Annotated in this window: 10 protein-coding genes and 2 pseudogenes; 10 read left to right on the top strand and 2 right to left on the bottom strand. The window is 55.9% G+C overall.

The window, feature by feature from the left end; translation table 11 throughout:
- Positions 1–179: 179 nt before the first annotated feature.
- Together M8R19_RS27360 and M8R19_RS33240 are read left to right on the top strand one after the other, a co-directional pair.
- Positions 180–550, top strand: a pseudogene (locus M8R19_RS27360) (sulfatase-like hydrolase/transferase); the annotation flags it as partial.
- Between the two features lie 158 nt (positions 551–708).
- Complete coding sequence (locus M8R19_RS33240; protein WP_283939513.1) at positions 709–837, top strand: hypothetical protein; 129 nt, start codon at positions 709–711, stop codon at positions 835–837.
- 351 nt (positions 838–1,188) lie between these two features.
- Here the strand turns inward: M8R19_RS33240 and M8R19_RS27365 are convergent, their stop codons facing one another.
- The gene (locus M8R19_RS27365; RefSeq protein ID WP_249919473.1) at positions 1,189–2,625 is read right to left on the bottom strand and encodes an IS1182 family transposase; all 1,437 of its coding nucleotides are present in this window, start codon (positions 2,623–2,625) and stop codon (positions 1,189–1,191) included.
- Between the two features lie 451 nt (positions 2,626–3,076).
- On the opposite strand from M8R19_RS27365, the gene M8R19_RS27370 reads away from it, so the two are divergent.
- From M8R19_RS27370 to M8R19_RS27395, 6 genes and pseudogenes are all read left to right on the top strand, one after another.
- Positions 3,077–5,764: a tellurite resistance TerB family protein gene (locus M8R19_RS27370; RefSeq protein WP_333545829.1), complete on the top strand. Its 2,688-nt coding sequence runs from the start codon at positions 3,077–3,079 to the stop codon at positions 5,762–5,764.
- Positions 5,761–7,056, top strand: coding sequence for an ATP-binding protein (locus tag M8R19_RS27375; protein ID WP_249919474.1), 1,296 nt, complete (start codon positions 5,761–5,763; stop codon positions 7,054–7,056). Before M8R19_RS27370 ends, M8R19_RS27375 begins: the two co-directional genes overlap by 4 nt.
- Entirely contained in the window at positions 7,031–9,244 is a 2,214-nt protein-coding gene (locus M8R19_RS27380; RefSeq protein ID WP_249920239.1) for a DEAD/DEAH box helicase, read from the top strand. Before M8R19_RS27375 ends, M8R19_RS27380 begins: the two co-directional genes overlap by 26 nt.
- Before the next feature lie 305 nt (positions 9,245–9,549).
- A complete protein-coding gene (gene tnpA, locus M8R19_RS27385) occupies positions 9,550–9,885 on the top strand; it encodes an IS66-like element accessory protein TnpA (protein ID WP_249919475.1) in 336 nt (111 codons plus the stop codon).
- Positions 9,886–9,926: 41 nt separating this feature from the next.
- A pseudogene (locus M8R19_RS33565) lies at positions 9,927–9,971 on the top strand (hypothetical protein); the annotation flags it as partial.
- 125 nt (positions 9,972–10,096) lie between these two features.
- Entirely contained in the window at positions 10,097–10,480 is a 384-nt protein-coding gene (locus tag M8R19_RS27395) for a Mov34/MPN/PAD-1 family protein (protein WP_349654715.1), read from the top strand.
- Here M8R19_RS27395 and M8R19_RS27400 read toward each other — a convergent pair.
- Positions 10,406–11,308 (bottom strand): helix-turn-helix transcriptional regulator, encoded by a 903-nt coding sequence (locus tag M8R19_RS27400; protein ID WP_249919477.1) that lies wholly within the window; start codon positions 11,306–11,308, stop codon positions 10,406–10,408. The two genes, M8R19_RS27395 and M8R19_RS27400, sit on opposite strands and share 75 nt — an antisense overlap.
- 138 nt (positions 11,309–11,446) lie before the next feature.
- Between M8R19_RS27400 and M8R19_RS27405 the strand changes: the two genes are divergently transcribed.
- Together M8R19_RS27405 and M8R19_RS27410 are read left to right on the top strand one after the other, a co-directional pair.
- Positions 11,447–12,931, top strand: a complete 1,485-nt coding sequence (locus M8R19_RS27405) for a hypothetical protein (protein WP_249919478.1) — start codon at positions 11,447–11,449, stop codon at positions 12,929–12,931.
- Positions 12,918–13,637 carry a hypothetical protein gene (locus M8R19_RS27410; RefSeq protein ID WP_249919479.1) on the top strand — a complete coding sequence of 240 codons (720 nt, stop codon included), beginning with the start codon at positions 12,918–12,920 and terminating at the stop codon, positions 13,635–13,637. Before M8R19_RS27405 ends, M8R19_RS27410 begins: the two co-directional genes overlap by 14 nt.
- Positions 13,638–13,639 lie beyond the last annotated feature (2 nt).

The following is a 13,639-nucleotide window of genomic DNA, read 5'->3' on the forward strand; positions in this document are numbered from 1 at the left end:
GGATGGTCTGCACGGTCTCAACATCGCATGTTGCCGCCAACACCTTGGTGCCAGGGGGCGTCTGCCGCTGTGCGACGATCCCAGCTACCGGTAGAGCCTGCTGATGGTCTGCTGGTGCGAATCACACTGAAACGGGATCGCGGTTGCGCGAGAGTGTACTCGGCTTCGAGAGAACACCCCATGAGCTCGACAAATGTAAGCAGCAGGAGGTGATCAATGCTTATGAAAACTCGATCATTTACACTGACTACGTAACGACCGGGCTGATCGACATCTTGGCAGTGAACAACAAATTTGACACTGAGCTCATGTACGTTTCGGATCACGGGGAGTCACTGGGGAGGGTGACCTTTATCTGCATGGGCTGCCCTATGCGATGGCCCCGGACGAGCAAACAAAGGTGCCATTGGTGCTCTGGATGTCTGAGTCTCTCGCGAAGAGCGAAAGACTCAACGTGGGCTGTTTAAAAGCTCAGGCAAGCTCGCCATTAAGCCATGACAACCTGTTCCACACCGTGCTCGGGATGATGAACGTCCAGATATTTTCGTATAGCTTTGGCCGGAATCTCTTACTCGGGCCTCTAATGCTCGAAGTGAGATGGATTATCTAGGTTGCCAAGCGCTTCTGCGCTGGTCTGCTTTGACAGATGTAGAAAGCTGTACTAGTTGCAGCAGTATTTAACACCCCGAGCGGAAAAGGAAATCTACCATGAGCATCAAGCCAGACCCTAAAAGAACCAACGAAGATGCTATCCCGGACAAAAGGCAGAGAGTCACGCCTGAAAAGAAAAAGAAGTATCCGGACCTAAAATCCCACAAGTACAAAAAGGGCGAGTAGGGTAGAAAAGTAGTTCTTGAGAGCTGCTTTTTTTGCGTGCGAATTGATATGCCCTTCTATTACGATGATCAAGCAAGCCATGTCGTGAACGAAATAGTGTGAAAATTAGGGGGCAATACTTTGTCCAAATACTGTGGTTCAAGTCTCCCAGATCACAGTCCCGTTAGCGGGAGGTCCGCTCGGGGTCCAGGCTGTGTGAAAACAGCGAAGGGCTTACGTCAGAATCGCATTTGGAATTGGGCCCCGGAAGTGCGTGCGACTATCTCGACCACAGGCTGTTAACCGCTGCCAGGGTCTTCTGGGGCGATCTACGGCAGTTTGTGGTGGAGAGACGCAGGAAAATAGCCGGTATCAGGCACGCAGTGCCTCCATTGCACCGCTGACGCCGAAGATGCTCAGCAGTCGCTTGAGGTTGTAGGCAAGCACATGCAAGCTCATTTCCGTGCTGACTCGAGTTAGCGTCTTGGTCAGAAAGTGCGTCGCGCCCATCCAATGTTTGAGCGTGCCAAACGGATGCTCTACGGTCTGTCGACGCACACTCATCATCTCCGGTTGGCGATCCAGCTGTTGCTGCATGGCCTCCAGGATTGCTTCGTGTTTCCAGCGCTTGAGTCGGCGGTAACTGCTGGTGGTGCAGTTGCCGCGTATTGAGCAATTCGGACAGGCAGAACTCCAGTAAGCATCCAGCTCGAGGCCATCTTCCACCGTCGAGAAACGCTTGATCGCACGCTGGCCAGCAGGACATTGGTACTCGTCATCAGCGGCTATGTAGAGGAAGTCCTGTTTACCGAAACGCCCTTCAGCTTTGCTGCTGGAGGTCATCGGCTTGGGCACGAAGGGCGTGATGCCCGCCTGCTCGCACGCGAGGATTTCCATGCCGCTGAAGTAGCCTCGATCGGCAACGACGCTAAGGATTTCAGAACCAGTGGCTTCGCGAGCCAGCTCGGCCATCGTGGCAAGCGCCGCGCGGTCATGGCCGACATTGGTGACTTCGTGGGCAACGATCAGGTGATGCTGGGTATCGACCGCAGTCTGCACGTTGTAGCCGACTACTCCGGTGCCTTTGCCGCTGGTAGCCATGGAGCGTGCATCCGGATCGGTGAGCGAGACTTGTCCATCCGGTGCTTTGCGTAACTGCTGCTCCATTTCCTTGAGCGCCTGCATCTGCTGGCGGAGCTTCTCGATTTTGTCCTGGAGGCGGCAGGCCTTGGCTTCGGCGACATCGGATTGAGTTCGGTCGGCGGTATCCATCGCTGCCAGATAACGGTCGATGCTTTTTTCAATCTGCTCCATCCGGGCGCGCAGCTTGCCGTGGGTGAAGTTGCGATCACGGTTGTTGACTGCTTTGAACTTGCTGCCGTCGATGGCCACCAGCGACAGGGAGAGCAAGTCGAGTTCGCGGCACGGCACGACGAACTGCCGACAGACATTGCGAATGGCTTTGCCGTTGTCGCGACGAAAGTCAGCAATAGTTTTGAAGTCCGGTGCCAGCCGCCCGGTCAGCCACATCAGTTCGAGGTTACGCTGGCATTCGCGCTCCAGACGTCGGCTGGATTGAATGCGGTTGGGGTAGCCGTAGATGTAGATCTTCAACAGCACAGCGGGGTGATAGGACGGTCGCCCAGTTACGGCAAGAGTGACCCCATCGAACTCCAGGGCCACCAAATCCAGTTGCTCGACGAAGGCTTCGACCACGCGGATCGGATTGTCTTCGGCGACGAAGTCATCCAAGCATTCGGGAAGCAAGTTGACTTGAATCCGGCTCGCCTCTTCGATGAATCGCTTCATACGCCGTCCCCGCTGACGTTGCTTCAGCAACTCTAGGCGAAGACGACGTTTTCACACAGCCTGGGCCCAAAGCGGACATACATCGTTGCACCCATCCAGACATCCATTGCCGTACTTGACCTGATTGCATGCACTTTTGTTAGCCAGCCCCTTCATGTTCCATTCGCTTAAAACTGGCACGGTAGACCGCCTTTGACCAGATCGCCCCGGCTGATACGGCACACTCAGCGGCAACTCGATCTTCGCAGGCCACGCACCCTGGCCGGTACATCGACGCAAACAACGTCTTGCGTACCAACAGCGAGCCCGCTGCAGGGACAGATAATCTGCGCGCTGCAAGATCTCCGGACGTGGCAACTGCCGGGTGTCTCCTGATAGTTGGCGGCTGAGCCCAAATTGCCAGATACTGACGATCTGCCAGTATCGGATCTAAGGAAGGGGGGGGGGACTCATGGCAAGGAAGCACAGAGGGAAGAAAGCGAACGCCTCCGGCGGTTTAGTTTTGGCCGCGATCTTCGTCGTGATCGTTTCCTCGATTCCCAAGACCGTCTGGTTTCTCATCGGCATCGCGCTTGTGGCGGGGGGAGTTATTTGGCTGATTGCCAAGCTCGTCGCTGACTCAAAGCCGCTTGTTAATCGCAGCCCTCCTGCCAAGGTTGATCAGGCCGCGTCAACTAAGTCTGCCAAGCTCGTCAATTCCTCTAAACCTGCAAGGCTGACTAAGCCCGCGGCTCCAGCTGCTGCAGCCCCGCGGATCACGAAGCCAGCCCAGGCAGCTAAGCAGGCGCAAGTGGCTCCGCATACTGAAATCGACCTGTCGGCATTTTTCACACTTTCGCTCGATGAACCCGAGCCGGCTCCCATAGCTTCAGCAGCGCCGGTCGCTGAAGTTCCACTGAATCAAACTGCGAAGGCCGAAGCGCCCGCTTCTGAGGTGCCTTCTCGCATCATTCAAGCTGCTTCAGCACCTGCTCGGTTTGATCCGCCTCCCTCTGCCGAGAAAGACCTGCCGCACTTCTTCACGATATCGATTGGCTCCAGTAAGCCATCGTCGTACCGGATTCCTGATCGATCAGCAGAATTCGAGGACATGGAGCCCCATTGGGTGCCGGCAGGTGAAGCGATTGAAATTGCCGGAGAGAAGATTCCTGGAGGGATGTTCTACCTGGGAACTAGCACGGGCCTGTCGTACGGTGAAACTGAGCCCTCGATGATCGACCCAAACCTTCCTGTGGCGCGTCGGATCGTCGATATCGCCGAGCGCCTGACCTATTACTGGCCGAGCTACGACAGCCTATCTCCGGAGGCAAGGCGTGCATATTTACAGTGGCTGTCCAGTGGCAGGAAGGCCCCACACGCAAACATCGGCTACGTCTTTATTTTCTTCTATGGCTTGGAGCGGCGCGCCTTCGTTGATGCGAAAAGCGATCCGGACGCGGCAGCAGAAGTGCCAGCAATCATTGCTGAAGTCGAGCGGCTACGGGCCATCTATCAGGACAACTACTCGTTCCAAGGCTATACCAGAAGGTTTCTGGAATTCTTGACTACCGAAGGCTTCCGAGAGAAGCGTTACCTGGAGAAGCCTCCTGAAGTAGATCGGTCATCTTATGAGATGGCTATGGAACTTAGAGTTGGCCTTGGCCAGCTCGCGATGGACAAGCAGCCAGTGCCGGCAGAATGGGCTCTCGCTTGGGTGCACTCCGACGTCAACATTGGTCTGCGCACATCTGCCACTCGTTGCCAGGTGGAGTTCGCCAAGCTGTTCAAGATGAGGTACGAGGAGGCCCATGGAGCCGGAATCGTTCTGCCTCAGAATAAGACTCGAGTGAAGGTCGAGTACCGGCCGGCGTCTGCCACGCTGCAGCCGCTGAAGGTGCCAGGTACCGAAAATCTTCCCGATGTCACTGCGGTGAGCGGCCCTCGAAATAAGCTTCAGAAGATTGCTGACGAATGCACAGCGGAACTGGATTCTTACAGTCGTTACCTGGGGCGTAATCCCGATGCTCCTGATGCGCTAGAAGGCGTGCTTCAGCTCCCAATTGCGCTTTGGCCAGAGACGTCGCGCGCTGAGGTTGAGCTGCTGAAGGAACGGATTGGCGATGGCATGCTTGTCATGAGTTTTGGCGAGTTGGCAGGCCGTCTGAAGAGCGCGGGCGCGCTCTCAAGAGATAAAGTTTTAGCGTTCGCGCGGGCCCTTGAGTCTCTGCACATAGGCCTACAACCCGACGTTCTGGCGGGGAGCCGAATTCCCAAGGCAGAGGACTCGATTGCGTTGTTTGCTACGCAACCTGAAGACGGTGATCTGCGATCTTCGCCTGCATATGGTGCTGCGTCGGTGACCCTTGATCTTGCATGCGCTGTTGCCGCCGCTGATGGCGAAACTTCGCCTCAAGAGATCATGCTGCTCTCGCGCCACATCGATTCCTGGAGTCACCTGAGCAGCGCGCATCGCAAGCGCCTCAAAGCGCATCTGCGCCTCCAATTGAATCAGCCGCCGACGCTGCAAAGCCTCAAAAAACGCTTGGATCCTTTAGATCCGTCGGCGAAGAGAGCGATTGTTGCTTTCCTGGCGCACCTTGCTCAGGCTGATGGTGAAGTGAGTCCGGCAGAGGTCAAGCTTCTGGAGCGTGTGTACAAGACCCTGCAGCTTGATGCTCAGTTGCTCTATAGCGACCTCCACATTGCGGCGAGCAGTCAGCCCGGGAGTACTCCCTCTGCTGCAGTTTCATCTAAAACAGCTGTGCCGGCGCCGACATCGGGCGGTGGTTTCGTACTCGACCAGGATCGAATTGCAGCGCTGCAGAAAGAGACGGAGCAAGTCTCCAAGCTCCTCGCCCAGGTGTTTGTCGACGAGCAAGTTGTCGAGCCCGAGGAGCCCGCGGTAGAGGAGGAGGTTTCGGGAGATACGACGCTTTGGAATCTCGACGCAGAGCACTCTGCATTCCTTCGTCTACTCGTCTCTCGCAGTGAATGGAGTCGAGACGAACTTGAAGCCGCAGCTGCGGACATGGAGCTGATGCTCGACGGTGCTTTAGAGCACGTCAACGACGCTGCATTCGACTTGTTTGACATGCCAGTCACCGAAGGTGAGGAGCCTGTCGAAATCAATCCAGAGATCAGGGAACAGCTAACTGTATGAGCACAATCAGAGCTAAAGATCGTGACGCAGTGATTCAGTCTCTTCGGGCGGGCGTGGTGCCTAGGGTTGGTCAGCATCTCATCCAGGTTGGACGTGTAGGTGAACTTGAATCACTGATTCGTGATGTCGAGCGGCTGTCGGATGGCGGCTCTGCATTCCGAGTTGTCATCGGGGAATACGGTGCGGGTAAGACGTTCTTCCTGAACCTGGTTCGTGCCATCGCCATGGAGCGCAAGCTTGTGACGATGCACGCGGATCTGAATCCCGATCGGCGTCTGCACGCTACCGGTGGTCAGGCGCGCTCGCTCTATGCGGAGCTTGCGAAGAACATGTCCACGCGCACAAAGCCTGACGGCGGAGCGCTGCAGGGCATCGTTGAGAAGTTCATTGCCCAGGCTAAGACAGAGGCGAAAACCTCAGGTAAGAGCAGCGAAGAGGTCATTCGCGCACATCTCGACGAGCTTACCGAGATGGTGAATGGCTACGACTTTGCCGATGTGATCGCTGCTTACTGCAAAGGCTTTGAAGAAGGGAGCGAGCAGCTGAAAGCAGATGCCATTAGGTGGCTGCGCGGTGAGTTCACTACGAAGACTGATGCGCGTGCCGCTCTTGGCGTCCGCACGATCATTGATGACGCATCTGTTTACGATCAGCTCAAGCTCCTCTCCCGTTTTGTCAGGCTCGCTGGCTTCAGCGGGCTAATGGTTTGCCTTGATGAGCTGGTGAACCTTTACAAGCTCTCTAACACGCAGGCGCGTAACGCCAACTACGAGCAAATCCTGCGGATCCTGAACGACTCCCTCCAGGGCGCCGCAGAAGGTCTTGGGTTCGTGCTTGGCGGGACGCCAGAGTTCCTCATGGATACTCGGCGTGGGCTCTATAGCTATCCGGCGCTGCAGTCGCGCCTCGCTGAGAACTCCTTCGCGAAATCCGGCTTGGTTGACCTGTCCGGGCCAGTGATTCGCCTGGCTAGTCTGTCGCCAGAGGATTTCTATGTCCTCTTGCAGAAGCTGCGGCATGTTTACGCTGGCGGTGAGCAATCGCGCTACTTGCTGCCTGACGAGGCTTTGCCAGCCTTTATGGCGCACTGTAATCAACGGCTTGGTGAGGCGTATTTCCGCACGCCACGGACGACAATCACAGCATTCATCAACTTGCTTGCAGTGCTTGAACAGAATCCTGGTTCGGATTGGCGTAGCTTGCTCGGCGCAGTGGAGGTTGCCGCCGACAATGGCGGTGCAGCAGATATTCAAGTAGATCCTGATGATGAGCTTGCCACCTTCCAGCTCTGATTCAGTTGGTTTTGATCTCCTGGACCCGGCAATCCAGCGCTGGGTCTATCGAGAGGGATGGACATCCTTACGTGATGCCCAGGAGCGTGCTATCCCTGCACTACTGAATGCTGATCGCGATGTGATCATTGCGGCATCCACCGCAGCAGGTAAGACCGAAGCTGCGTTCCTCCCGATTCTTACCAATCTGCTGAAGCATGAAGAGCCTGCGGGCTCCGTCATTTACGTTAGCCCTTTGAAGGCGCTGATCAACGATCAGTGGGGTAGGCTTGAGGCGCTCTGTGAGGAGCTCGATATCCCGGTCATTGCTTGGCATGGCGACATCTCTGCAAGCCGTAAGCAGCGCTTCGTAAAATCTCCACGAGGCGTTCTATTGATAACTCCCGAATCGCTCGAAGCGATGTTCGTGAATCGAGGGGCTGGACTCGCCGCGATATTCGCGAACCTGCGATACCTCGTTGTCGACGAGTTGCATGCTTTCATCGGAAGTGAGCGCGGCAAGCAGCTGCAGTCCTTGCTGCATCGGATAGAGCGTGTCGTTGAGCGAAGCGTCCCGAGAGTCGGTCTTTCGGCCACGCTGGGTGACATGTCGCTAGCGTCTACATTTTTGAGCCCAGGGAGGCAGCAGGACGTCAAGATCATCGAGTCCAAAAGCTCAGGGCAGGTGCTGAAAGTCCAAGTCAGAGGCTACGTGGAAGAGCCTAAAGGGTCTGAAGAAGCCAGCGATGACGATGAGGTTGATGAAGCTCAGGTCGGGATAGAAGAGTCGATTGCCGCGCACCTGTTTCAGGTATTTCGAGGTAGCAACAACCTTGTGTTTCCTAACAGCCGGAAAAAGGTTGAGTGGTACGCTGACAGCCTTAGACGCCTGTGTGAGAAAGAAGGTGTTCCCAACGAGTTCTGGCCGCACCACGGAAATCTTTCGAAAGACGTTAGAGAGGAAACTGAGCAGGCTCTGAAAGCTGGAGGGCGGCCAGCTACCGCGGTGTGTACGACCACCCTTGAATTGGGTATCGACATTGGAAATATTCGAACCGTTGGGCAAATTGGTTCGCCGCCGAGTGTCGCCAGTCTGCGTCAGCGGTTAGGTCGGTCGGGAAGACGCGCCGGTGAGGCTGCGATCTTGCGGGGCTATTGCATCGAGCGTCGATTGAGCGACGACTCATCTCTTTCGGATTGTTTACGCCAAGGCCTCGTTCAAAGCGTTGCAATGATCAGGCTACTGATGGCCGGTTGGTTTGAGCCACCGAGGGTTCACGGACTTCACTACTCGACACTCGTACAACAGATCCTGTCCAGCATTGCTCAGAAGGGCGGTGCTACCGCTGCTGAACTGTGGGGAGCCCTTGTTACTGGAGGGCCATTCTCGACCGTTTCACAACCGGACTTTGTGATGCTTTTAAGGGCGATGGGGGAGCACGATCTTATTGCTCAGGAAGCTGGAGGTTTGCTCCTGCCTGGGCAGGCAGGAGAGCGACTCATCAATCATTATGACTTCTACAGTGCCTTCGTTAGCGACGATGAGTTCAGGCTGATTTGTGATGGCAAGACGCTCGGAGCGTTACCTGTTTCCAGCCCGCTAAGCGTCGATCAGCGCATTATTTTTGCAGGGCGCCGATGGCAAGTCACAGACGTTGATGGAAGTGCAAAAGTCGTGGTTGTCAGGCCATCGCCCGGAGGCGCTCCGCCGCTTTTCGATGGAATTGGTGCACGCATACACGATCAGATTCGCGAGGAGATGAAGCGGCTACTTAGCGATGATGAGGCATGTCCGTTTCTAGATCCGATTGCACAGCAGCTTCTTGACGAAGCGCGTCGCTGTTTCCGAGAGTTTGGTTTGGATAGTCGAGGAGTTGTCGACATCGGAGCCAAAACTGCGGTGCTTACTTGGCAAGGCGATTGGACGAATGATGCGCTTGCGATCCTACTTGAGCGCCAAGGGCTGAAGTGCGAAAGCGCAGGCGTGGTACTCGAGGTTGGCGGTAGTGTCGATCGTGTGAGGGACGCATTGCAGCGCATTGCTATATCGCCGGCGCAGCCACTCTCCGAGATTCTTGCTGGCGTGGAAAACATGATGCGAGAAAAATGGGACTGGGTGCTTCCTCCCGAGCTGCTCACTGCTTCATACGCCTCAGCATACCTCGACGTTGAGAATGCACGAAAAACGGCTTTGCAACTGGGCGGCTAGCCGGTCCCGAATTCAACTGTGGCTGGATGAGCTAGCAAGCCCTATCAACACACGAGGATGATCTGCAGGTGGAACAACTCAATCGATCAATAGATGAGCCGCTGCGTTCGAATCTGACTTGGCAAGAGATATGGCAGCAGAGGGACAAGGGGCTAATTCACTGCTGGGAAATCGGACGACGCAGAGCGGTTGCAGAACGAGAGTAAGCGTCCGGCCAACACACCTCCCCGGTTCTTCCAGCTAGCGGCATGGTGTCCACCTGTTTTGGGTGGACACCATTTCAAGCCCCTAGTGGAGGATCTCCCGTGCCAGGCCAACGCCGCTCCTATCCAAAATCCTTCAAGGCCCAGGTCGTCGATGAGTGTATCCAGCCCGGCGCCTCGGTTGCCGGTGTGGCCTTGAGTCATGGCCTCAACGCCAATCTCATGCATAAGTGGATTCGCCGCCAGCAGGCGCAGTTGCCCGCTGCACCTTCAAGTTTTATTCCGATTCCTCTCGTCCCGAGCCTGCCGGCTACTCCGAATGCGGCCGACATGGCCATCCAGATCGCCATTCCCCATCGGGCCGGCAAGCTGTCGGTGCAGTGGCCGGGCAACGACCCTGAAGGCTGCGCCCGCTTCCTGCGCGAGCTGCTGAGGTGATCCGCATCGAGCGCATCTGGCTCGCCACCGAGCCGCTGGACATGCGCGCCGGCACCGAAACAGCGTTGGCCCGGGTGGTGCAGGTGTTCGGTGCGGCGCAGCCGCACTGTGCCTACCTCTTCACCAACAAGCGCGCCAACCGGGTACCTGAAGGACATGCTCATGCGCCTGCCGACGCAGAAGGCCAGCGCCCTGATCGAGCTGCTGCCGCATAACTGGGTACCCGCCGGCAAGGTGTGATGCCCGTTCGCTTACGACTTTCTGGGATAGGCGCAGCACCCATCGTCACCACTCAGTTGCGAAACTTCGATGGGCTGAGAGTAATGGGATGATTCGCTACATCGGGGAGTGGCATACCCACCCTCAAGCTTATCCGCGGCCGTCATCCACCGACGTTCATGAGTGGCAGGTTTTAGCTACGGATCGAACTGATGGCAGAGCGTTGTTGGCATTGATCGTGGGCTTCGAGGATTTGTACCTGGAGTACATCCATACAAGCGGTGGAGCAGCAGTCGACGCTCTATGCGGCGCCGACATCCTTTACTTCTTTCTCTGGATATCCTGGAGCGAGTACTGCGTTACTGAGTCCGTTTAGCACCTCATGGTTCTGCAGCCAAAGCCGGTACTCATGCCCGCGCAGCCGGTGATCTGGCGAGCAATCCACGCTCCATTGCCTCAGCGTATAGCCCGCTGACATAGCGGGTACAGTCATCTCAATCTTCCCATCAGTCATGCCGTAATCCAGATGGGTCACCTCTGGGCGAGGTTGGTCAGGGTGAGGAATGAGGATCAGGGTCACAGTCTGATCCCATTGATTGTCAGCCGTCCTGCGCTCCTGGTCTGGAACCAACTGACCCGAGAGTATCTCTGGATCGATGATTCGCGTGATCACGAAATCCCTGAACCCCCTGCGCTTCCGATCGAAGCCTCTTACGTGCCACCGGAGCCCGTTATCCACCAGGGTGTGCGGGACGATGACGCGAGTGCTCGAGCCTGTCATCGATTCATAGCGAATTCGCAGGGGCTTTTCCTGGTAAATGGCTCGCGTGACTATGCCCAGAGTGTCGAGTCTGGGCTGGCCAAGCCGAGCTGGTTGGACAGTGGGGACTCCGGCAGACCAAACCCCGGGGAATCCATCGGCAAATCCTTGGCTAAGCCAGGTCAATACGCGGCTAGGGCTGAAGTCATAGAGTGGCTTGAACGACTCGCCGATGTAGTAGGTCTTCGCGCTGCTGTCGTAGACCAGGTTTCCAGGAGCGATCTCCATGTATAGCGCTAGATCCCTGGTCGCTGACGCAGACTTGATCTGAAAACGCTTTATCAGGTTCTGCCTTCGCACCTCGCCTAAGAACCAAAGATTCAGGTCGATGTATGCAAGCCGCTCATGCTGGGCCTGGGTGTGATCGGGGATGTCTATTGCCATCAAAACGCGCCTGTTTGCTTCAGCCGTTGCGGTGCATTGCAACTTAGGTCTATTATTCGATATCGAATCAAAATGATTCGATGATGTTGTCTATGTCCCGCCGATTCTGCCGGCATGGTTAGGAACCTGGGGCTTATCATGACTGATCTATCTGATTTCTCTGAGTATGATGTCACAGGGTTTGGAGACATCCTGGATCTCTCCTCACAACAGAGAAACCTCTTGTTGATTCGACCGCTCCTTCGGCTCGACTTCAATAAGCTGAGCCACATCCGCGATGACGGTTCATACCTGCTTGAGGGTATAGACACCAATTACCTTTGCCTTGCTGCTCTCTATCACATGATGGAGGGAGCGGCTCTGAATCAGGGCTTTACTCGAGGTGAGGTCACAGATCATCTCAAGGCGCTCGCCGGTAGCATGCAGGCTGAACTGGATGAGCGCTCTTGTCAGCGGATTGCTGAAATCGTCCTCGACACGCTGACTAACGCTTCAAACAAATACGCTGAGCACAAAGAAACCTTCTTTCATGCTCCATCGGGGAGCATGCGTATCGCTAATTTTAGACTGGTTCGATTGGAGGCTGACTACGAGAGCGTCCTTCGTTATTCACCTACGAGGGACGGATATCTCGTACTGATGGGGATGCTTGACCTGGAGGTCGAGGACTATCAAATCCTTATTGAAAAGATGCTGCTGCATCTGATCGAACGAGGGCGGTTCCAGCAGGCGCTTGAGCTCGCAGGACGTGCTCGCGCACTGTCGATTGAGCATCGTCAGCAGATTCGTGAATTCATAATTCAAAACGCAAAGTCGCCAGGCTCCGTCACTTGGCGAAAGGAAATTAGCCCTCGCCTGAGTGAGGCTCGAGTACACGTCGAAGATCGACAGACCGTTGACCATGCGATGAAAGAGTCGCTGACGCAGAAGATCAGGGTTTCTGACAGCCTGGATGCCAAGAGCGCCTTGAGTGGCCTGCACAAGCTGCTGGAAGCAGCAAACCTTCAACGGATGAAGCTGCAGACTGAGATTAGCGGTGCCGGTGATCAGTTTCTGGAAGGGCAGGCGGCAGGCTTTCGGCCGCGCCGTAGCTCAGGGCTTCCTGATCTGGAGCTCCAGGTCTTGCCTGAGATGATCTCCAAACCTGTTCAGGTGGTCGCCGGGTTCGCGGAGGATGTGCTCCTAAGTTTCTACCCAGCAGTTGCCCCGAAGGTTCAAGACCTTTCCAACCTCTTCGATGTTCTTCTTGAGCGACGCAACAAACCCGTGCTCTCCGAGGAGGAAGACGATGATGGTGAGATTTCTGAGTTTCCAGAAATATTGCCTCCCTTCTCGCCAGAGCTGATTGCCAAGATCCACTCCTGGCTTGACAGCAAAATGCTCGCGGAAACACCTCTCTATCTTGATCGACTGCTGAACGAGGCAGAGGAGGCTGGACTGTCGTTTATGGAGCGTAAGGCGATTGGATACGAGCTCTACCGCGCTTTTGCTGACAGTGAGTCTCGATACAGGCATTTGCACGCAAACGTCGAAGGCGAATACGAGTCACCAGTCGTGTCGGGTGACAACCTGCGATTTGACCCTGCGGCGGCGGGCGAGGAGGTAAGTGATGAAGACCGATAGCAGAGAGGCTTCCACGCTGATCTACAAGTCCCTGGGTGCAAACAACAGCCCGCGCAATGACGCCGAGTACAGAGAGCTGCTTGCCAAATATCGCGCGGATCGAGAGTTTTCTGAAACCGTGAAAGGCATGGCTGAGGGCCTGGAGCTGAAGATTCTCGATGTGAGCGAGAGAGGCATGGTGATCGCACCTTTCGGCAAGGAAAGCCGCTTTTCCATCAGGCTTGCGGATCTTCGTCGGAACATGACGGAGGAGCAGAAGGTTGCGATGGTGCTCACCCATCTCGCCATTGGGGCCGCGTTCTATCCGACCACTGATTTTCTGGATGATGAGAGTCGAACGCCTTGGCCTGTAACGATGGGACAGATCCGGGACTCATTGAGCACTATCGCTCATGGGCTGCAGCGAGCTGCCGAAGGCGATAGCTATCAAGCAGAGCAGCTACGACCGGGGTGGAGTTTGTTGGTTGATCTACCTCCGACAATCCCTGGCGCCGAGCGGGCGTCCCTGAACTCTTTGGAAGGCATGGTGAAGGTGTGCCTAACGCGGATGCAGGACTACGGCCTCGTTCGTAAAGAGGGAAAAGAGGACATCAATGAGACGACGACCTTTACGCCAACGCATCAGTTTCGAGTTCAGCTGCGTGAACTGACCCTCCCACGTCTCTTTCAGGCTGCGATCGACGCTGCCACTCCTATGGAAGGCTGATC

The sequence above is a fragment of the Pseudomonas sp. R3.Fl genome (genome assembly GCF_023516765.1).
GTDB classification, from domain to species: domain Bacteria; phylum Pseudomonadota; class Gammaproteobacteria; order Pseudomonadales; family Pseudomonadaceae; genus Pseudomonas; species Pseudomonas citronellolis.

Bases quoted from the DNA above. Each gene is read 5' to 3' on its own strand.
- M8R19_RS33240 (WP_283939513.1), top strand. From the start codon at position 709: ATGAGCATCAAGCCAGACCCTAAAAGAACCAACGAAGATGCTATCCCG.
- M8R19_RS27365 (WP_249919473.1), bottom strand. From the start codon at position 2,625: ATGAAGCGATTCATCGAAGAGGCGAGCCGGATTCAAGTCAACTTGCTT.
- M8R19_RS27370 (WP_333545829.1), top strand. From the start codon at position 3,077: ATGGCAAGGAAGCACAGAGGGAAGAAAGCGAACGCCTCCGGCGGTTTA.
- M8R19_RS27375 (WP_249919474.1), top strand. From the start codon at position 5,761: ATGAGCACAATCAGAGCTAAAGATCGTGACGCAGTGATTCAGTCTCTT.
- M8R19_RS27380 (WP_249920239.1), top strand. From the start codon at position 7,031: ATGAGCTTGCCACCTTCCAGCTCTGATTCAGTTGGTTTTGATCTCCTG.
- M8R19_RS27400 (WP_249919477.1), bottom strand. From the start codon at position 11,308: ATGGCAATAGACATCCCCGATCACACCCAGGCCCAGCATGAGCGGCTT.
- M8R19_RS27405 (WP_249919478.1), top strand. From the start codon at position 11,447: ATGACTGATCTATCTGATTTCTCTGAGTATGATGTCACAGGGTTTGGA.
- M8R19_RS27410 (WP_249919479.1), top strand. From the start codon at position 12,918: ATGAAGACCGATAGCAGAGAGGCTTCCACGCTGATCTACAAGTCCCTG.